This is a genomic window from Streptomyces sp. NPDC058620 (genome assembly GCF_042717135.1).
Classification (GTDB): domain Bacteria; phylum Actinomycetota; class Actinomycetes; order Streptomycetales; family Streptomycetaceae; genus Streptomyces.
Genome location: NZ_JBHXQO010000005.1, coordinates 226,413 through 246,745 on the forward strand (window position 1 = coordinate 226,413; position 20,333 = coordinate 246,745).

At 67.5% G+C, this 20,333-nt stretch carries 6 protein-coding genes; 2 read left to right on the forward strand and 4 right to left on the reverse strand.

Features of this window, described 5'->3' with window-relative positions:
- Position 1: 1 nt before the first annotated feature.
- From pglZ to pglW, 4 genes are all read right to left on the reverse strand, one after another.
- On the reverse strand, positions 2-2,920 hold the full coding sequence (pglZ, locus tag ACFWSK_RS08705) for a BREX-2 system phosphatase PglZ (RefSeq protein WP_383783137.1): 2,919 nt from the start codon (positions 2,918-2,920) through the stop codon (positions 2-4).
- Entirely contained in the window at positions 2,920-6,813 is a 3,894-nt protein-coding gene (locus ACFWSK_RS08710) for a phage resistance protein (RefSeq protein ID WP_383783138.1), read from the reverse strand. The genes pglZ and ACFWSK_RS08710 overlap by 1 nt, the downstream gene beginning before the upstream one ends.
- Before the next feature lie 23 nt (positions 6,814-6,836).
- Positions 6,837-10,595 (reverse strand): BREX-2 system adenine-specific DNA-methyltransferase PglX, encoded by a 3,759-nt coding sequence (gene pglX, locus ACFWSK_RS08715; protein WP_383783139.1) that lies wholly within the window; start codon positions 10,593-10,595, stop codon positions 6,837-6,839.
- A 63-nt stretch (positions 10,596-10,658) separates the two neighbouring features.
- Positions 10,659-15,311, reverse strand: a complete 4,653-nt coding sequence (pglW, locus tag ACFWSK_RS08720) for a BREX system serine/threonine kinase PglW (RefSeq protein WP_383783140.1) — start codon at positions 15,309-15,311, stop codon at positions 10,659-10,661.
- 465 nt (positions 15,312-15,776) lie between these two features.
- On the opposite strand from pglW, the gene ACFWSK_RS08725 reads away from it, so the two are divergent.
- Both ACFWSK_RS08725 and ACFWSK_RS08730 read left to right on the forward strand, forming a co-directional pair.
- Positions 15,777-16,976 carry a hypothetical protein gene (locus ACFWSK_RS08725; RefSeq protein WP_383783141.1) on the forward strand — a complete coding sequence of 400 codons (1,200 nt, stop codon included), beginning with the start codon at positions 15,777-15,779 and terminating at the stop codon, positions 16,974-16,976.
- A complete protein-coding gene (locus ACFWSK_RS08730; protein WP_383783142.1) occupies positions 16,973-20,332 on the forward strand; it encodes a hypothetical protein in 3,360 nt (1,119 codons plus the stop codon). The genes ACFWSK_RS08725 and ACFWSK_RS08730 overlap by 4 nt, the downstream gene beginning before the upstream one ends.
- Position 20,333 lies beyond the last annotated feature (1 nt).

The window sequence follows — 20,333 nt, forward strand, 5'->3', positions numbered from 1 at the left end:
TTCACAGCCCGAACTGCTCGATCAACTGGGCGCGGTGCAGGCGAAGGGTGCGGTTGTCAGGGAGGATCTCCAGGATCTGGGCCCCATCGTAATTGAGGAGCTGGGCGAGGGTCGCTGCGAAGCCGGGTGCACGGGTGGCGGGCTGGCCCGCTCGCTCGGCAAGAGCGGTCATCGGCAGGGTGCCGGCCTCGACAAGCGCGACCAGCGCCTTTGGGAGGACGGTCTTGTCGCGTGGCTTACGGGCGAGGAGGTCCAGCTGTGCCTGGTACAACTCGGTGGCCATGAGCCGCTCGACCAGGGCAACAGCAGGGTCTTCGGACTGCTTGGAGGAGGGTGCGGCCTCGGGCGCGGCCGCCGACTCGGCGGGTTCCTGCGCTACGGGGGGTGCCACCTCGTCCTCGCTGAACAAACTGATGGCGCCCTCGGGGGCGGGCGGGGCGGCCTTCCTGGTCTGCTTCCGGCGCGAGCTCGCCACGACTGCGTCGGGCACGGCACCTGCGTCCGCTTCGTTCTTGGCGCCGGCCTCGACGACGCCACCGCCCTCGGCGTCCTCCGTCCACCAGGAGGGTGTCGGGTCGCCTAGCTCCCGCCATCCGATCGGCGGCTCGGCGCCGAAGGGAAGCAGGGCGAGGAGCGGGATGGTGAACTCGGCGAGGGTCGCCCCGCCGTGGTAACCCGCCTTGAGCGCGGTGTACCGGGTGTCGTGGTCCCGCAGCGCGATGATCCGCGATCCGGGCTCCGGCCAGACCACCCGAGGTCCGGACAACTCGATCTCGGCCGGAGCAACGGATCCACCCGGAGTGCGGTGGCGGGCCGAGCCGATCGTGCCGCCAGCCACATCGAGCTTGGTGCCGCGCCGCTCGACTACATGGCCGTGGTCGGAGGTGAGCAGCACGGTCATGCCATGCGCGCGGGCAGCCCGCAGCAATGGTTCCAGACCGCCGATCTCCTTGGCCTGCCACGCGCCGTCGCCGAGTTTCTGCTCCTTGCCGAGGCGGTCGTCGACCGTGTTGAGTACGACCGCGACATGGGTGCGCTCGTCGGCGAGGGCTTCGGTGAGAGCGGTAGAGAAGGGCGAGCCGGTGTCGGGGCCGCGCAGGTCATCCTTGTGGAAGACGACCGCCGGAGCCCCGTTCCAGCAGGAGTGCTGGGGGAAGAGCCGCTTCTCGTCGCTCTGGTCGCCCTTCATCAGGGTGCCCGCGAACAACGAGGTTCGGGATACGGCCGTGAGGGTGGGCAGCGCGGCAGCCACGGCGCGCCGGACGGGCGCTCCGGTCGCAGCGGGCAGCGGGTCGAACTCGGCCCACTGTCTACGCAGTTCTTCACCTAGCTCCGCTGCTATCGCCGCGCTCATCCCGTCCACGAGGAGGAACAGCACCCGTCGGCCGGGGCTGGCCACGACGGGTGCGACGACGCGGTCCAGCAAGCTCTCCACGGTGAGCATGGTGCCGGGAGCGGTGCCATCCGCGGTCCACACCGCGAGCCGCTCGGAGAATGCCCGGTCCAGTTCGCGGCGCTTGTCCCGCGCCTGCGCGCCGATCCGGCTGTATGCGTCGGCGAGTATGTCATCCGGGTCGCCGCCCGCTTCGAGGTGTTCCAAGGCCCGGTCCACCCAGCCGAGTTCACAGATCTGGCGTGCGGTGCCCTCAGCGACCGAGGCGATGTCGGCCTCAAGCGAGCCCGCAAGCCACTGCCGCAAGCGCGCCGCCATCCTCACCCGCTCGATGCGCGCCCGGGTGGCGCCGTCGGCGGCCAGAGCGTGGTCAGCCAGCGCGGTGACGGCAGCGGTGATCGTGTCGGTGCCGCCGTCGGCAAGGGCACGACCAGCCGCAGTGAAGCGAGCGTCGAGTCCGGCCGAGAGCAGCGGGCTGGCAGTCGCGGCAGCCTGTGCCCCGAACTGTGCCACGAGCTGTGCGGCCCGAGTCAGGACCGGGTCGGCGAGCCGGTGCTCGCCTCGGTCGACAAGACCGCGGACGAACGCCTCGCCGCTGGATCCGAAAGAGGCCAGGAGCCTGTCGAGGTCGTCGCCCTGCGCGGGAGGCTGTTCGCCAAGCCACCGCTCAGCGCGCCCACGCGCCCGATACAAGTCGTGGTCGGCCTCCGCGTGCCCCCACAAGGCGGCGCAGACGACCGCGTATGCGGCTGCGTCTGCCCCATGTTCGGCGTTCACCAGGGCGGTGATGATCTTTCCGGTGGAGCCGCCCTGTTCGGGTTCGGCAAGGAAGCGGGCCAGGCCGGCCCGTTCCGGTCCGCGCAGGTCACGCAGGAGGTCGGGGCCGCCAGGGGTGAGGGTCCATCGGAACAGTGCGACGGGGTCGATGCGGTCTCCGTCGTCGTGTGCGGCCGGCCCGCCCAGCACATCCGTGTCGTGACGGCCGATCCTGAGACGGCGCCTGGCCAGCCGGGTTAGTGCCTCGTCTCGGGAGAGCACTCCCTTACCCAACGATGGCCAGCCGCGGGTGGCTGCCGCGTCCAGGAGCGCTTCGGCTGCCCAGGTCTCGCTGCGCAGTCGCCCGTCGAGGCCGCGTGCGTCGAACGCCTCCTGCACGACCTCCCAGTTGTCAACGGACCGGATTCTGCCGCCGTAGACGCGGGAGAGCAGCCCGGGGTCGAGGTCGGTGTCCTCGCGGTCGGTGAGGACGACCAGGACTTTGGGGTCGGGGGGAGTTGTCGCGTCGAGGTGGCCCAGGATCTGCTCGTGTACGGCCAATACCGAGGGCCCGACGGCCACGCGCGCCCGCAGACCGCCCGCTGCCTGTTGCACAGCGGGCCCATCCCAGGCCGGATCGGCCCGCAGCAGCAGGACGCGGACCGTGCCGTCGCCGAGCCGGCTGCGGGCGGCAAGGTACTGACGGACAGTCCCCGCCGGCAGCCGGGCGAGACCGGTAGACGCGGACGCTGTAGTGACGGCGTCGGACATCAGTCGACAACCTTCCAGACGACCTCGACGGTGGCGTTGGGGTTCTCGGCCGCGAGCGCCGCGATCTCCGCCTGCAGCTCGGCGGCAGCCCTCGCGGCGGTGGTCCGCCCGCCGCCGGAGCGGACAAGGGACCGAGACGGCGTGCGAGGCCCCGGCTGCACCACAGGCTCCGGCAGCACCTGCGGGTGAGCGGAGCCGCCGATCAGGTCCACACCGTCCGAACTCGGCGATGGAGTGGTGGGGGTTTGGGGCTGCTCGGCCGTGGTCTGTCGGGACCTCAGCAGAGACAACACTTCCCGGCCCCCCGCATTGAGTACGCCAGGCAGGTCGGGGTAGTCCCCCGGATCGCCGGCGGCAGCGTCCCGTACGCGCTCCAGGACGGCCGCGCCTCCCGCATCGAGAGTGTCGGCCAGGCCCAGCTGATCCCAGCTGGTGTTCTGCAGCGCGGTGGCAACCTTCCCGGCGCTCTTGAGGGACATGGCGTAGCGGTGTGCGGTGAAGTCGCCGAAGTCGAAGCGTGCGAGCCGGTCAACGACGGTCTTGGCGTCTATGCCGACCTCGGTCACCGACTTCACCAGCTCCTGCGCCCGCCGGGCGAGGACGAGGCGGGGCGAGTCGTCGTCGAGGCGCAGGAAGGAACGGTGCTTCTCCAGTTCTCCGACGAGCCGTCCTGCGTCCTGGGCGAGCACGGCGGCGGCCTGCTTGATCTGTCCGGCGAACTGGTTGACGATCCGCCCGCGACGCAGTTGCGGCGCCCGGTCCCCGAGCACGGTCTCGTGCCGCTTGCGCGCCTCGGTCCAGTCTTCCTCACTGGGCAGCGCCTGCTCGCGCAGGGCATAGTCCCGCTTCAGCTCATGCGGTGCGGGCGCCGGTTCAACGGGGACACCGCCGCGTACCCACACCCGGTCGGTCATCTCCGCGTAGGCGGCGGCGAGCAGCCGGCGAAGCGGCTCGGACAGTCCGCGCGGCTCGGGAAGGTCGCTCCAGTCGGAGAGCTTGACCAGAGTCGGCTCGGCGGCTCCGTCCCGGCGGGCCTGGCTGGTGAAGTGGTCAGGCCAGGTGGTGGACTGCCGGTAGTACGCCTCCCGCATGGTGCCGAGCCCGAGGCCGCCCGCGATCCGCGCCATGGTCTTGCGGTCTTTGCCATCAACCTCGACCTGTCCGTCGCGGTCCTCGGCGGCCTTGCGCACGTACTCGAAGACGGCCCTGATCTCGGCAGGCTTCACAGGCTTGCCGGCGCCATCGGGGTCCAGGTCGGGGTGGGCGGGGTACTGGTGGACAAGCAACCTGCCGGCCAGATCGCGGGCAGCAGCGTCCAGCGCTGCACCGAGCGGAAGCCGAAGCTCGGGCACATCCTGCTGGGCGACCAGGTGGGTGTCGAAGCCGATGTCGACGACCCCTTCCTGCTTTTGCGCGAGCCCGTACGCCTGCCGCAGCGCCTGGGTGACGCGCTCGGTGAGGATGTTGCGCTGCGACTGCAGCATGCTCTTGGCGCGCGCCTTGTCGTCAGCGTTGAGGCTGCGTGCGAATTCGGAGTCGAAGCGTGCCTCGTCGGCGAGGGCCTTGTCGATGACGACGAGACGCTCGAAATCACTGCGGGAGGCGTCGGTCAGGTGTGTGGGCAGCCAGGCCAGGGTGCGCGAGTCGCCGCCCGGCTTCTCCCGCAGAGCACGCAGCCGCTGCAGGTCGTCCATCGGACCGAACTCGCCCTCGTCATAAGGGAAATCGACGACGAGCCGCCAGGCGTCGGCCTGGCTGGGCCGCAAGGTCGCCTCGGACAGCGAGTCGACGTCGGCGACGTGGCCGAAGACCACCTCGATCTGTCGTTCGGTGCCCTTCCACACAAGGTCGAGCACGTCATATGCGTCGAAGCCCCCGGGCCCGTCGCCAACCCCGAGCGCGTCCTTGAGCAGGCTGCGCATCTTGGCACGCCGGTTGCCCAGGTTGTTGTGGACCTGGGCGTTGGCGAGGACGGCGTCCAGGTCGACGCCGGTGAGCTCCAGACGGACCACCGCCCCCGGCCCGGTACCGGCGACTTTGATCTCGGGGAAGGTCGCCGCCCACTCCTTCACCTTCTGCTCGAGCCGGCCGACCTCGGTGCCCGCGATGCGGGTGGTGATGGAACCGTGGTTGAGGGCGTGCAGCCTCGCCAAAGTGAGGTCGGCGAGCGCGGGCACGCTGGGTGCGAGTGCCGACAGCAAGAGGGTCTGCAGGAGTCGGCTGTCGCCGGTGAAGTCGCGGCAACGGGCCGCGAGCTGTGGGTCGCCCAGGCTCTCGGGAGAGCGTCGGTACGCCTCGACCTGGTCGTCGGTAACCTGGTTGGTCTTCAGCAGGTACGGGCGCAGCTTGTCCCGGTACAGCTTGTCGGCAGCCTCGAAGTGGACGTTGGTCTCCCCGCTGAACGCCTTGTCGCCGCCGCCCGCGATCGCCGGATACAGATCGCCGAGCGGCACGAGCTGTCCGAGCCGCCAGTCGTCACGGTGGTCGACGAGCAGCTGGCTCATCAGCTTCAGGCCGGTGCGGGAGCGCTGCAGCGCGGCGGAGATGTGCACCAGGGTGTCCATGAACGCTGGCGGGAACGGGTACGTCCGCCTAAAAGCGTCCTCGTCCGCGCCGGTGGTGGACTTGTCGTGGCCCAGCAGGGTGTCCCACACGTCGGGGCCAAGCTTCTTGGCTTCGGCGAACGCCGCGTCCACCTTCGCCTCGGCCCCCGGCACGGGCTTGAGCAGGCGAGCCTGCGCGATCTGAGGAAGGTTGCGGTCCTCCAGGACGATCTCGTCGTAACGCCCGCCGTTGAGCTTCAAGGTGTCCTGCACTGCCGCCTCGGCGGCACCCGACATCTCCTCACCGACCAGCTCGCGCAGATCGCGCTGACGGGCGATGAACGACACCACCGGAATGGCACGCCGCTCGTCACCGCCCTCCACGAAGTTCGTCACCTTGCTGGATTCCCTGCCCAGCACCTTCTGATCGTGGATGAGAGTGGCCAGCCACAGGATCAACTCGTCCATGAACAGGATGAGCCCGTCGTAGCCCAGCGCCTTGGCGTGCGCCGCGATGACGCTGAGGCCCCTGTCGAGGGAGATGAAGCCGCTGACGTCCTCGGAAGCTTTGCGCGCGAAGGCGGGGAACAGCGTTCTGGTGAGGTCCTGCACGAGGCGGGCACGCAGTTCCCTCGGCGTGGAGGGCGTGTCCAGATCGAGGCTCTTGGTGTTCTCGTGCTCCTCCACCGCGTCCATGGCCTCGTCGAGAAGGCTGCTGGTCCAAGTGAAAGAATCACCCCATTCGTCCTCCTGGCCACCGGCATCGGCGAGCTGTGCGATCACCCAGTCGTCGCCGTTACGGCGGCGCTGTTCGGCGAAGTCCTCGAAGATCCCGTCGGTCCGGTAGACCTGCGGCAGCGGGCAGTCCGGATGCAGCTTGCGTACGTGCTCCACGTACTTGCCGAGCACTCGCTGCTCCAAAGACTTGGAGCCGAGCATGTGGTACGGCACCAGCAGGAACTTGCGGTCGTCCGCGTCCAGCCAGGAGTGCCGGGCCCGCACCGGATCGAGCTCGCTACGGTTCCGAGCCGCCTGGTTACGCGAGAGCAGCGCGTAAAGCACCGCCATGAAGTGCGACTTACCGGAACCAAACGAACCGTGCAGATATGCCGCCTTCGACGAGTGACTGTCGAGCGCCGACTTGATCAGGTCCAGGGCCTCGTCGAAGTTACTCAGCAGCCGGTCGGTGACGACGTAGTCCTTCAGGGCCGCCTCAACCCCCTCGGGGGTGACCGCCTCGTTCAGCTTCAGCACGAAGTCGGAGGTGGACACCGACTCCGGGATGTCGATCAGCTCCCGCAGAAGCGGCCGGTCCTCGGGGCGAGAGTTGTTCCTACTCATGAACGCCATGGTGTTTAAGCTCCTCGCCCTGATCAGTCGGACTCTGCGCCGGTGACGGCATCGGTGACGTTGTCCGTGGCGGACATCTGGACGGCGGCTCTCGCGCCCGTTCGCTTCTTGGGCGCGGCTGCCTTCTTCGCGCCCCCTCGGGTGGCCGCGGCCGGGCGCCAGGCCCGCAGAACGTCGTCGGTCAGCCCGAGCTCGCCCTGCTTCTGCTGCCGGAATGCCAGGACCTCGGCGGCCGGCGACGCCCCGAACTCCGGGTCGTACTCGCCATGCCACTGCTCCAGCCACGGCTGCAGCTCAAGCAGCCCGGCCAGATACGGCACGATCTCGTCGTCGCCGAGCCCTGCCTGCTGGATATGGGAGGCGAGCGCGAGTGCCTGCTCCAAGTGGTCCCAGCCGGCCCACCCGTACAGCTCTGGCGACTGCGCGTTGGCCATGCCGTACGACACGAACCGCTCCTTGGGCACGTCGAGCTTGCCGCGCGCACGCCAGTAGCTCGGCTTCAGGAAGTCCGCCGTGGTGTACTTCGGCGGCACGGGCGTCTCCTTGCGGATCTGCCGCTTGGTGGGCTCGTCTGGAGCGGCGTCCACCTCGCGCTGCTTCTCCCACACGTACTCCCAGTCGGCGCGCTTCCTGAGCCCGGTCGGCTTGTAACGCAGCGCCGAGATGAACGGCACGTGCTCCTCGGAAAGCAGCTCCCGTACGGTCTTCGAGAGGTCCTGCCGAGGCGCGTAGAGCTCAGCAACGGACACGAAATTGTCGTCGGCAGAAAGGTCTTCTGCGAGGCGGGCGAGGGTGGTCACGGTGGGGTTGCCGCTCGCGTCGAACCAGTGCGCACGGTCCTCAACCCGGTCGAGCAGCCAGGACTTAAGAGCCTTCTGGCGCATCGCATCCCAGCCCTCAGTTGCCCAGCGCCGCTTGTACTCCGGGCGCTCCACCATGCCGATGGCGCGGTTCGACTCGATGACGTCGATGCGTTTCTGCACAAGTGCCCGGTACTCGGCGGGCCAGTGGGAAGGGATCTCGGTGATGGGGGTGGAGCCGTGCCGCTTGAACCACACCTCATTGACCTCGCCACCTGCCACCCGGCGCGCGAGCACGATCTCGAAGGCCCGCTCGCCGAGACTGATTTCGGGGGCGTCGGTTACGTCGGGCAGACGCAAGCTCTCGGGGTGCAGGTCGTAGAGGGAGTACACCTGCCAATCCAGCTCCTCCTGCAGCGCGATCATGCGGCCGCGGGTGGCGTTGTAGCGGTCCTTGGCTTTGCGGAGCGCAGCGGCTGTGGGGGCGGCCTCGACCAAGAGGGCGGCGGGCGTTGAGGCCGAGAGCTGCTGCGCGAGGGTGTCGAGCTCGGTGGCGAGGGCGGTGGGGTATTCGGCGGGGATAGGGAATTCCTGAAGCTTGGTTCCGGTGAACTCGTAAAAACGTTCCCACTCGTCATGCATGAACCCACCGGTGCCTGACTGGCTACCCTTATCGTGGCTCACCATCTTGAGCCAGAACCCGGCCGTGGAGCTGTTGAGCAACCCAAGCAGCGCCAGATGCTCTTCCGCCGTGGCGTCCTCACGGAGCTTGATTACCTGCGCCGAGTCCTTCACGGGGAGCCGGCCGTTCTGGAGGTAGAAGTGATTATGCGTCGTAACCTTTGCGTAAACAATCAGCTTCTGCGCCTTGACGCGGACGCCGTAAACCTCACGCCATGAAATCCAAGGAATTCCCCTGTCTAGCATCGTGATGCTGAAGCGCTTGCGAAGTTCCAGTACGTGACGAAGTGGCCACATGAAGCGCAGCAAGTCCTCAATTTCTGCGCCTTCGAGAAGCTCCATGTCCTGGCCGTACGGGCTGGTGAGCCAGGTCGCGCCAGCGAGTCCCCAGTCCCGTACCTCGTCGCCATTGGCGACAGCGGTGGGTCTGGCACCTCGCTGGCGGGCGGCAGCAGTGTTCACCGAGCCAAATGCGTTGTCCTCACCAGTAACGATAGACAGGCCGATTTCTTGTGACGCGGTTCGCAGCCGCTTTCCCGTGCTATCGACGATCTTCAGGATGTCCGGAGCGGCACCCCCTGTCAGACTCCATGGATGCTTTGACAGGTCGTCACGTCGCGTGTCTCGAACGCTGATCCAGTCACTCTCGGAGCCCGGGGAGTCGGTCTGGCGAGTGATAGCCCGCCAGACGAGTCCATCCTCCGCCCTCTCCGGAGCTGCTGGCTCCCCCTGAACACTCCGGACCGTGCGGATAGTGGCCCGGCGAGCGCCCGTGTAATCCAGCGGGCGGCCGACGAGGATGACCGTCGGCGTCCCATGCCCCGGGATGTACGCCCCCGACGTGTCGATGACCTCCGTCAGTTCGACCTGATCCCGGAAGAAGCTCTCGATCAGCCTTGTCCCGAACTCCCTCTTCATGAAGGAGTTCGCCGTGATCTGGCCGACCATGCCGTAGCCGAGCCCGGACTTCTCCTCCCCCCGAACCGCGAGCTCGAAGAAGCGCTGCGCGAATGGGACCGACAGCGCGTACGTACCCGCGCACGCGCTGTACAGCTTGCGATACAGCTCGTTGAGCGTTTTATCCTTGACCGTGATGTAGGGAGGATTCCCCACGACTACGTGGTAACGGCCCCGGTTCAGGATCTGCGGGTACTCGAACACGTCCTCCGTGCTCAGCGCGTAGTACGGGTCTTCGGCGTCGCCCGATTCCATACCGTCGCCAAGGCTCAACTGCTCGTCGCCGAAGAGCCCCTCCTGCCGGTGCTCCGTCGGCAGCAGCGAGTCACCCACCGCCAGCTGGACCGGCCACTCGTACTGCCGCGCCTCTGCGAACGTCCGCATACCGCTCGAAGCCATCGCCGCAACCAGCAGCCGGAAGCGGGCCACCGCAACCGCGAACGGGTTGAGGTCCACCCCATGCACAGACTCCAACGCCGCCCGCACCCGTTCGTACGGGCCCACTTCGGGTCGCTGCGACGCCCACATCCGCACCAGCCGCCGGAACGCCCCGAGCACGAAGTGCCCCGACCCACATGTCGGATCGATCATCTTCAGTTCTTCAAAACCGAACTCCCGCACTGCCGGGGTCAAAGTCCGGTCGAGAATGAACTCCTCCACGAACTCAGGCGTTTGCAACAGCGCGTACGTCTTGCGTGCCGCCTCGCTCAGATCCTGGTACAGGTCGCCGAGAAACCGGGTGTCCCATCCCTCGGTGCCGTCCTCGCTCAGCGGGTCGCTGAAGTCGTGTACGAGAACAGGGCCGCCGGCACCGCCATCGCCGTCTCCGCTGAGCTCTCCCTCACCGGCGCGCTGCTCCCGCCAGAACGCGAGCAGCGCGCCAGCCCCGTCGTGCGAAAGCGGGATCTGGTAAAGCGGGTTGTGGTCGCGATCGAAGAGCAGCCGCCCGGCCTGCCCGGCGCCCAGCTCTGCGAACGCCGTCTCCAGCCAGTCTCGGTACGTCGGGTCGGCGTTCTTCTCCAGGTACTCCTCGTACCGCGCCTGCGCGGTCTCGCGCCCAGCCACATCCGGGGCGGTGATGTACGGCTCAGCGATCAGCCGGTTGTCCTCGCTGAAGCGGACGAAGACGGTGCCGAGGACCCAGGCCACCGCAACCTGGGTGATCCGCTCCCCGAGCCAGGCGTTCCACGTCGCAGCCGTACGGCCCAGCTTCCGGGCCTGTTCATACTCACCGCGCAGCCGCGTCCCTACCTTGGGGACAGCTTTGACCTGCTTCTCAAGGTCGGTCTCTGCCGCCTTGACCTGCTTCTGCAGGTCGGCGAGGAGGCTCTTGCGGTCGATCACGGAACGGCTCCTGGAGAGAAATCGGAGAGGGCGGAAGAAGGCCGGGTCAGGAGGGGAAAAGGGTCAGGCGTCCGGCGCGAGGTGTTTGCGCGCGACCCAGGCATCGGGCACGACGATCCACTCATCGAACCCTGCCTGATACGGCACGCTCTGCCCTGCCAGCCGCGGTGCTTTCGCCGGGTCGGACTGGGCAACGAGCAGCCACAGCGGGCTGCCACCTTGCCGCGCTTCCTCCGCAAGCCTTACAAGCAGGTCCAACGCGTCGTACCGGGCGAGCACCGCAGTGTCAGTAAGGAGCAGCGGTCCCTGCCCCTGCCTCAGTCGCTCTCGCAGCTGCGGCTCGATGCGCCCCCACGCCTTGTCTGTACGGATGCGCAGTTGCTGGTGAGCCCGGCTTCCGGGTTCGGCAGCGTCGGCCTTGAGGACGGTCTCCCAGGTCGGTCTGGCCGCCTCGCCGATCACACTGCGCAGTTCGTTCACGAAGAGCCCGGTCAAGGACACCGGCCGCACACCGAACGGCTCGTCCGCCAGGTGCCGCACCGCGTCCTCAGCACCCCGGTGGGGCACCGTCAGGACCCGGAAGCCGTCCTGTCGCGCCGAGTGGCTGAGCCGCTGTTCGGCCTTGACTGCGGCGGCGACGGCCGCGTCCGCGTCGTACTGGGTGGGGGCGGATCGACGGGCCGCCGAGGCTCCCCAGCTCGCCGAGGTCAGGCCGGCGGTGGCGTCCCCAGCCGGACGGTCCGGGATGAAGCGGAGCACCTTGTCGTAACGCGTCGCCAGCTTCAGCTCGAAGCCAGCCTGCTTCAGGTGGCGGACCAGTGCGCTGCCCTTGGGCAACTCGCGTGGTACCAGCGGGTCTGTGCCCAGGTCAGGGAAGCGGGTCGTGACTCGCTTGTGCAGGGCGTCAACCGTGAGGCCCGGCAGTCGCTCCTCCTCGACGCCCGACTGCACGGCGACCACACCGGCCTGGGTGATCCTCAGCGCGCGAACCAGGTCCAGGTCGCGCGGGTAGATCTCCAGTCGGGGGGTGAGAGCGGCTCGGTTGGAGGCCGCCACCGCGATCTCGGCGGTGCGCCGCTCGTCCCAGCCGAGGTTTCCCGGCGGCCGTCGCACCGCGTCCAGCTCGGTAAGGACGGTGCTGGCAGTCGGCAGGGATTCCAGGTCCGCGAGTCGGTCGGCTCGCGCGCCCAGGTTGAGCGCGTATTCCTGCAGAGCGGGCAGCGTCGGGGTATCCGGGCCATCCACGCCCTCCCGGACATCGATGGCGAGCAGGCCGAGCACCGGATCGGCGCCCTTGGGCATCCGGGCATGGAAGTAGCGGAAGAGCGGCGGGGACTCGTTGTTGTAGCTCTCTCGCTCGACCACCGCGCGCAGGAGCGACAGGGCGAGCGCGCGCCGGTCGCGCCGTTCCACGTGCTGGGTGCCGCGCCGGGCGATCAGCGCGTCGGCGAGCTCGATCACCGGGGCCGCCCGTCCGCGCTCGGCAAGAAGCTCCACCACTTCCTCGCGCAGCAGTCCAAGGGCGGCGTCCTCGTACCAGCGCTCGCGCGCCTTCCTCACGATCTGCGGGATACGGCCCGCGGTCAGGCCCACCGCGTCTGCGACGTCCCGCTGCCGAACCCATGCCAGGCCCTCGGGCAGCTTGCCGGCCTCGTTGGGCAGCCGCAGTAGCAGCCGGACCGCTTCGCGCTCCTTGGCGTTGGAGCGGGCACTGCCGCTGGAAGGCTTCGGGACCAGGCGAGCGGCCAGCGCGTCCAGGCTCAGCGCGCCCAGCAGCTGCGGGTCAGTGACATTTCCGCCGCCGGCTGCGACCGATTCGGCGACCGCCTGTTCCAGTTCGGTGATTTCCTGGCCGGCTGCCTTGCGGGCTTCCGCGCTGAGTGGTGCGGGGGCCGCTTTGCCGAGTCGGAGGTTCCACTCCTTCTGCCGACGCTGAATCTCCTCCCGGGTGCGCGAGCCCATGCCCGGTGCAGTGAGGAACTTCCTCGCCGAGTAGTCCAGCACGTCCCCAACGGTGTTCAGACCCATGGCGAACAGCTGGGACTGCGCGGAGAGCGTCAAACCTGCCACGGACAGAGGCGTCGTGCGGTCAGCTCTGGCCGCCTGCTGGTCACGAACCTGCTCGACGGAAGCATCGTCGTCCTCGCGGCCGATCTGCGGCCCGGCTTCCTGCGTGGTCCCTACGCTTTCCGCCGTACCGTGCCCGGAGCTCGGAGCAGTTGTCCGCTGCGCATCCAGGAAGAGTGCCTGCCAGGCACGCTCCATCGGCTTCAGGTCCGAGAACCGGTCCTTCACTTCCCGCGCCAAAGCCTTGCGGAAGAAGGCGACCAGGCCGTCGCGAACTGCCGGCTCGAAAGCGTCGGCGGCGAGCTGCGGGTACGGCCACTCCGTCGGATCGGTCTGCCGGGCTGTAACGGCACCGTCACCCCATCGGGGGAGCTCGTTCGACGCCATCTCATGCAATGTCGCCGCGAGCGCGTACCGCTCGGCATGACCGTCGTACGAGCCGCGCGTGATGATGCCCAAGAACGGGTCGAGATAGCCCTCGGTGCCTGCGTCGATCTCCTTCGCCGGGTATCCGGCGAGGGAGAAGTCGATGAGCACGAGCTGTCGAGTGCCGTTTGGACGGATCCGAATGGCGATGTTGTCCGGCTTCAGGTCCCGATGCCAGATTCCTTCCGCCTCCAAGTGCTCCACCGCGCCAAACAGGTACTTTCCGTACGCCTCCAGCTGATCCATGCCCAGGCGGCCGTTGTCTCGCAGTTGACGGGCGACGGTGTCCTCACGCCGCCTCAGCCCCTTCCCGTCACCACGGTCCTGGTCCTTCAGCTCTCGGCTGTCACCGACGTATTCGAGAGCGAGCACCCGACGCCCCGCGAGAGTGATCGGCTCCCGCTCGTACAGCGCGATGATGCTGGAATCCCGGTGGATGCGGCCCAAGACCTGGGCCTCCCGCTCCAGGACCGCGTGCTTGGCCTCGCTCAGCGCGACCTTCAGCACAGCCATCGGCAGGGCGCCGCTACGCCGCGGCTCGCCCGCGAGATCTCTCACCAGGAACGCCCGAGACGTCGAGCCCGTGCCGAGCCGGCGAACAACCTCCCAGCGCCCGGCCAATACATCCCCGGCCACGGCCTCAAGCGGGTCCTTCTCTGGCTCCGGCTCGCCCCGATCCTCGTCCGTTTCCGATCCCGACCCGCCGTCGCCCGTGCCGACGGAGTCCTTTTCGGTGAATGCCTGCTCTACGTACTCCAACATCTCCAGGAAGTCGTCGACCGTGGACAGGCGACGGCCCGGTTCGTACGCCGTGGATGCCTCCACCAGGTCGTCAATGTCCGGGTTAAGTCCGTCAACCAGGGCGCTCGGGCGCATGCTCTCACCGGCTTCCAGGCGGGCCATGACCTCGCTCTGGCTCGCACCTGGTGCCTGCCCGGTGATCAGCAGATACGTGAGGACACCGAGCCCGTACACATCAAGGCGCACCGGATCGGCCTTCGAAATCCTCAGCTCCGGCGCCAGGTACGGATCAGCCTGCTCCGAGACATGGAACCCGGACACGTTCGTCGGAGCCAGGGTCAGAGGCCGGCCACGGCTGGCGCTCTGCCCGGTGGCGATCTGCCAGTCCGCGATCTGCGGCCAAGGACTCAGCCAGCGCTGTTCTTCGCTGAGCTCCCGGCCGCGCGGGCCGCGGTCACGCGGAATGATGTGCACCGCGTGAGCCGAGAGCGTGCGGTGATGGACGCGGCGGGAGTGCGCGGAGCGCACCGTCTCGGCTAGCTGCCGCACGAGCGCAAGGCGGCTGCGTAGGTCCAGCTGCTTCCCGTGCTGGACCAGAAAGTCGTCCAGCCGCAAAGTCTCCGGGTGGTAGTCGAACAGGATCGTCGGTCCGGCCGGATGGCCCGAGGGTAGGTAGCTCTTCAGCTGCACCGCACCCGGGTGCCGAAATCGGCTGAGCACCAGCGCCTCGCGAGCAGCGGCCTGCTCCACCGAACGCCGCTCGGCGTCGGAAGCACCACGCTCGCTGAGAAAGACCCGTACCCGCGCCAGGTCGTGCAGCTGGGAATGACGGCCCAGATAGTCGGCCCAGGTAGGCCCAGTGTCGAACGCCTTCGCATCTAGGAGATAGGAGCCCACCTCGTGCTGGCGCCGGATCGGTGCGATGCCGAGCTTCTTCAGGGCGGCGTCGACGCGGCGAGACGTCTCGGCCGTTATCCGGCGCCGGGCATCCCCCGGCGGCTCGGCCAACATCTCCACGAGCTGCTTGACCGTGAAGACGCCGTTCAGGTCGGCGGCCGGAAGGTTCACGTGGAGCTTGTCATCGGTGAAGCAGACCGCCTCGCCCACCCAGATCTTCGGCCGGTCCCCGGGCCGGCCGGCGACGTCATTGATCAGGCCGGACAGCTCCTTGGCCTTCCGGTTCGCTAGATGCAGGGGGTTGCCGTGTCGCCGCTGGGTTCCACCGGGCGTGATCTGCACCCAGTCGTTGCCGCCGCCGCGTACCGAGCCGTGCCAGTCCTTCAGCTCGAGGAGGAACACTCCGGCCGGTGAGGTCACCAGAAGATCGATCTCGCGGACGTGTCCGCTGTTCGCGGTGAACGTGAAGTTCGACCAGGCGCGCCACGGCTCCTCGTCTGGCAGCCGCCTGCGGATCGCTTCTAGGCCGCGGCGCTCGTGCTCGTGCTCGGACTCGGTGACCGCCGTCCACCGGCCTTCCCGCATGCGACTCCCCGCCTATGTCTGTTCGCGCCCATTCGTGACTGCTGCGACCCTGCCCCCGCGCTCTGAAGCGTCGCGCTACCCCGCAGAATGAATCTTAGAGGGCGGGGCTGACAGCAATAGGCAGCCATTGACTCTGGACTTCGACGCCGGATGTTTCCCTCCGGCGCCACCAGCCTGCTACCGGACCTCCCGGCAGTTACCCGGGCCGGACTTCCACCGTCAGGTGACGGCGAGCTCCCGAACAGCAAGAACACTGCTACGTCTCGGTGTCACCTCCTGTTCCTCTGAGCGCACGAAAGAGCTCGCTGAATGCCTTACCAGACATCCTCGCCGCGAAGACGCGAACCGGATCACAGCGCCTGACCCCGAGACCGGGACCATGCGCAGTACAGGCAGCCCCGACACCAATCATCGACTACTCTCTGCTGTGTTTCAGTGGCAGTTGGTGATCATTGGAGAGTTCTCTTGGCCGCCCACACAACACTGCCGGAGGATCCGGCGCGGCTGTCACGTCTGAAGCAGGTGTCGCCTGACCTGGCCGACGACTACATGACGCTCGAACTTCTAGCTGCGGGTCTGGCGGGCATCCAGGCCAACCAGCACAAGGCGCTGTGGAGCTCCGCTCAGCCTTCCGGCGACCCCACGGGTTTCCCACCAGCGTGGAAGGCCGGTGTAGCGCGCCTGCTTTGGCGTGCGCTGGAGGACGGCTGCCGCGAGGTGACCTCACATGCGGATGTTTTTCGCTGGTGCCACGCATCTCTCGGGCAATGGCCCCTTGCGCTGTGGGTCGCTCCGAGCGATTCCGATCTGCTTCTGATCGAGAACGGACAGCCGTCGGCGTTTGCGGAACAAGCCGCGCGGCTCCTGCTGTCCAAGGATCCCGAAGCGGAGCTGGTCGAGAATCGGTGCTACGAGCTGATGATCGCTGTGGCGGACCGAAACGGGGCAACCGAACAGGAGGTCCAGGACAACTACGTGCAGCTCCGGGGCTTTCTGACGAAGCACGCGGTTGCCTCCGACATCGACCTTCTGGGTCTACTGCGGGCCTTCCCTGCCAAGGACGCAAACGGGCAGCCGTGGGTGAAGCACTGGTTCAGTCAGTGCTACCGGGCTCAGCCGGCCAGCAGCGCCGTCGTACTCAGCTTCTGCGAGGGCTGCGACAACCCGCTCTCCGGTCAGCGTGGTTGCGGCACGCCGGGCTGCACGGGCGGACGAGTGGCCCGAACTGTGGAGACCATGTCCGAATACTTCGTGCAGAACAGAGCTGTTCGGCGCTTCCTCCACGATCCCGGGCTGGCAGAGCAACGGATGTTTGCTGCCCTGGAGCCACAATTCGGACAGCGTCTGCGCCCTTGGTGGGGCATGGATGCGGTGGACGTAGCCATCGACTTCGAAGGTACCGGGAAGATGGGAGTCGGTGAGTGGTGGGCCGCCGATGTGAAGGATCACGCGAGCGCCACACTTCTCGGGCGCTCCTTTCGCTGGAACCCACGCGCTGCCTCGAAGCGGCGGATCCTCGTCATCGCTCAGCACCGCTTTGAACAGCCCGACTACGTCGATGACCTGACCACTTCACTGCAAGGGCGCGTACAGGGAATTGAGGTCATGAGTGAGACTGCATTCGTCGCCGCCGCACTGACGCACGACGGGCGGCGACGTCGATGAGCAGGGACATTGAAGGCTGGTTCGAAGCGCTGGAAAAGAAGGCGTCGTCATCAGGCGTGGCCGAGACCATCAAGCCCCTCTTGTCGGTCCGTGAGTTCTTCCGGGTCGAGCTCGGGCTGTTCTTCCTGTCCGAGTACGCGCCCGGCCAGCCGGCCACGCTGATGCGCAAGGTGCTCGACGGGTACACCCTGCCGGGGGCTGGCAACGAGACGGTCGTGCGGAACGTGCGTCGCCGCATGGGGCCTACGGCGCGGGGCGGGCAGTGGAGGTTGCGTCTCAACGACTACTGCAAGGTCCCCGCTCACCTGCGGTTGTTCGAGCTTGACGAAGGTGCCGGGCCTCGCGTGGTCCACGACAGCGTTTTTCGTCGCCGGGGGAGTTCGGCGCTGCCGGAACGGGAGCAGGCGTATAGGGACGCGATGTCGGTACCCGTGTCCTACAAGGTGGAGGCGGGTCATGATCCCGCGGCGCCGGGGGTGCGGGTGCGGCTCAAGCGAGCGGACGGCAGCATCGTCCGATTCCGGATTCCTGACTGGCTGGAGGAGGCCGCACCCGAGCGTCGTCTGGAACCGAAGACGCACAGAACCAGGCGTCCCTTCCCGCAGCTTACGGAGGACGACTTCCGCCAAGCCGCCAAGGAGATGGATCAGCGGCTCAGTACAAGTGAGCGATACCGAACGGAGAACTTCACAGGCCGTGTAGGGAGGATGGTCTTTTCTCGCACGGATAGCGAGGCTGGATGCCTGACGGAGGGCCTCGGCATCTTCACGATCGACGGACTGGCTCACGTCGTGGGCCTGATGAACTCGGGGAAAACCACCTTCAACGACGTTCTGGTCAAAATCTGTACCGACCGCGGGCTCAGGGTCGGATACCTGGTCTCCTCCGTCGGGAACGCACTGGAGAAGGTCCGCTTCTTCCGGAGCCTGGGCATCGACGCCGTTCCCTTGATCGGCCACAGGAACCGTCCCGCGCACATGGAACGCTACTGGGATGACCTTCTCTACGTACCGGACAATGGCCAGGCGCCACCCCTTCCGGACGGCAACGACGAGGTCGCTGCCTTCACTACCGATATCTGTCTGCTGGACAGTCTTCTGGAGCCTTCCGGCCCTGTTGCCACGCCGCTCTCCATGGATGAGCGTCCCTGCCGGGACAAGCTCCGCGTCGACACCTCGGGCAAGCGAGCACCGATTGTCGATTGTCCGCTCCTCGCGGTGTGCCCGGCACAGGCAGCTGTACGCCGGATCCCGACGGCACAGGTCTGGGTAGCGACGCCAGCCGCTCTCCTCGCCAGTAGGGCGGAGCCGGCCTCGTACAAGACGCAGTGGGTGATTCCTGCCCAGCACGAACTCGATCTCCTCGTAGCCGACGAGGCCGACCAGGTGATGACGCAGTTCGACAAGGCGTTCATGCACCACGAACCGCTGACTAGTCCCGACGGCTGGAGCAGTCGCATTGCGCTGGCCTGGCACGAGGGGCTGGCGCGCACCTGGTACCGGCCGATGGCGGACCGGCAGGGGCTGCGTTACCAGCAGTACGCGACCTATCACGCCGAGGCTCTGGCCGGGTTGCTGCCGCTGCTCATGAGGCCATCGGCCGAGGGGCACGAAGGGGCCCAGGCAGGCGGCGAACTGCTGGAGGAGATCACGGCTGACGGGCCGTTCAGCGGGCACACCCTGCTCATGCGGCTGGCGCGGGCCTTGCACGGCATCACCAGCCGCGTCGAAGAACAGCATCAGTCTCACCTGTGGGAGCGAGCCGAGGAGTACTTCCATACTCACTTCGCTCGTCTTGTCGAAGCCCCCTTCGGTTCACCCCCCGCTAGCCTGAAATCGCTGGTCGACACGATGACCTCTGGCTACGACACCGAGAAGAGCGCCGAGGAAGTAGCCCAAGACTGGCTCATGCACCACCTCCCGGAGGACATGTCTGAACCTGGCGATCGTTTGGCCGAGTTTGGACGAGTCCTCGTCGCGGCCTGTTGGAGTGCCCGCGTCACGACCACCGTGTTCGAGCTTTCCCACATGCAGGAATCACTCCGCGCGCTCATGGCCGTGGAAGACACGAACAATCTGCTCGCCCACCAGCCGAGGCCAGAGCTGCTCGCAGTTGTGCCCGAACAGCCGATGGGCAACATGATGGCCCTTCAGTGGAACCCCAGCCCAAAGGAGGGCAGAGGGTCCCTGGACCTGCTGTGGCTTCGCGGGGTCGGACGGTGGCTGCTCTATCACCTCCACGACCTTCTCGCCTGTGAGGGGGTCGAGGGCCCGCACGTGTTGCTTTCCTCGGCGACCAGCTACAACCCGCTCTCCGCCCGCTACCACATCGACGTTCTCCCCACACTGATTCTGCACGAGCCTCCCGACTGTGCCGCTGCCATCCGGGAAAGCCGGTTCTACACCCGCCCGCGGCGGCGCCCGGGGCACGAACGCGGCATCTACGTCTCCGGAGCCGGTGGCCACGGCGCCCGCCAAGCCGCCGTGCGGGCGATGACGGACGCGGTCTGCACTCCCGACCCCGGGGCGGCCCTGTCTCTTCTGGAGCAGGTTCTCCAAGGATGCGAACCTGAGCGCCGAAGGGCTCTGTTCGTGGTGCTCAGCACTGAGGACGCAGCAACCAGCGCCCACTACATGAACACCCGGACGGCCGTGCGTGCTGTGCACGTCGTACCCGACCGCCAGGCCCCCGGGCTCTACGGGCTCAACCATCGCCGCATCTCTGCCTTCCCAAGGACCGATGCTCAGGTCATGGCGGCAGCCGAAGGCTCTGCCGGCCGCGGCCACAACATGCTCAACAACAACGGGGTGGCCGCGATCCAGGCCATCTTCTACCTGGCACGCCTCCACCCCCCGCCCACCGATCTCTCCTTCCCTCTCGCGATTCTCAACGCCCAGGCTATGCAGCGCCTTCTGAAGCCGGTTCTGTGCGACACCCACGGCCCTGACGCGGCGGGCGAGATGAGGAAACTGGCGTACGGCGTCCGTGCCACCTGGGGCACGATGATGGGCCGCCCCCTCAACTTCCGGGCGATGAAGGACGACTACCTACGTCACGCCTTCATCTCAGACCAGTCGGCTTCCCTCTACCAGACAACAGGTCGAGGGCTGCGCGGCAATGTGCCCGTGCAGGTCTACCTCCTCGACGCGGCATTCGCCCCGCGAGCGGCAGACCCCCGCGACACCGCGCCCGACACCGAGCGCACCAGCGTGCTCGTCGCCTGCCGAGAACTCACACGCCGAATGCTCGCCGATCCAGGGCCGACGGCCGACGCCCACGTGCGCCTCAACCACCAGATCTACACGGCCACGTGGAGCCTGCTGGGGCACCTCCTCGACACCATCGACTGGGGATAAA